Origin of the sequence: Caldanaerobacter subterraneus, assembly GCF_004345675.1 — a bacterium.
Taxonomy (GTDB): domain Bacteria; phylum Bacillota; class Thermoanaerobacteria; order Thermoanaerobacterales; family Thermoanaerobacteraceae; genus Thermoanaerobacter; species Thermoanaerobacter subterraneus.
Genome location: NZ_SLWU01000079.1, coordinates 1 through 1,069, shown reverse-complemented (window position 1 = coordinate 1,069; position 1,069 = coordinate 1). Strand labels below are relative to the sequence as shown.

Genomic DNA, 1,069 nt, shown 5'->3' with positions numbered 1-1,069 from the left:
TCGCCTGCATGAAGGCGGAATCGCTAGTAATCGCGGATCAGCATGCCGCGGTGAATGCGTTCCCGGGCCTTGTACACACCGCCCGTCACACCACGAGAGTCTGCAACACCCGAAGCCGGTGGCCCAACCCGAAGAGGGAGGGAGCCGTCGAAGGTGGGGCAGATGATTGGGGTGAAGTCGTAACAAGGTAGCCGTACGGGAACGTGCGGCTGGATCACCTCCTTTCTAAGGGGATAAGCCTTGCTGTTCACTTTTGAGGGGAGACCCTCAAAAGTAACATGGTGGCATGGGGGTGTAGCTCAGTTGGGAGAGCACCTGCCTTGCAAGCAGGGGGTCAGGAGTTCGAATCTCCTCATCTCCACCATGGGCTTATAGCTCAGTTGGTCAGAGCGCACGCCTGATAAGCGTGAGGTCGATGGTTCGAATCCATCTAAGCCCACCATGTTACTTTTTTTAATTAATTTTTTGGACCTTGAGAACTGCACAAAGCCGAGAAGGGGTCAAGAGAGGTAAGGGCGCATGGTGGATGCCCAGGCACCTGGAGCCGATGAAGGACGCGGCAAGCGGCGAAACGCCCCGGGGAGCCGCAAGCGGGCAGAGATCCGGGGATTTCCGAATGGGGGAACCCGCTTGAGGTAATACTCAAGCATCCGCTGATGAATCCATAGTCAGCGGAGGGGAACCGGGCGAACTGAAACATCTAAGTAGCCCGAGGAAAAGAAAGCAAAAGCGATTCCCTAAGTAGCGGCGAGCGAAAGGGGAGAAGCCCAAACCTACCGCTTAGGCGGTAGGGGTTCGGGCCCACCGGAAAAGTGTGCGAGTAGTCTAGGCGAACGGACCTGGAAAGGCCGGCCAAAGAGGGTGAAAGCCCCGTAGCCGAAAGGGGAAAGCGCACAGGTGGGTACCAGAGTACCACGGGATAGGCGACCCTGTGGGAAGGCGGGAGGACCACCTCCTAAGGCTAAATACTCCAAGTGACCGATAGCGCATAGTACCGTGAGGGAAAGGTGAAAAGAACCCCGGGAGGGGAGTGAAAGAGAACCTGAAACCATGTGCCCACAAGCAGTCA

2 tRNA genes and 2 rRNA genes are annotated in these 1,069 nt (G+C 57.0%); all 4 read left to right on the top strand.

Annotated features, from left to right (window positions below):
- Positions 1-225 (top strand): 16S ribosomal RNA (locus tag EV203_RS13345); the annotation flags it as partial.
- Positions 226-288: 63 nt separating this feature from the next.
- A tRNA-Ala gene (locus EV203_RS13340) sits at positions 289-364 on the top strand.
- Position 365: 1 nt separating this feature from the next.
- A tRNA-Ile gene (locus EV203_RS13335) sits at positions 366-442 on the top strand.
- A 56-nt stretch (positions 443-498) separates the two neighbouring features.
- Positions 499-1,069 (top strand): 23S ribosomal RNA (locus tag EV203_RS13330); the annotation flags it as partial.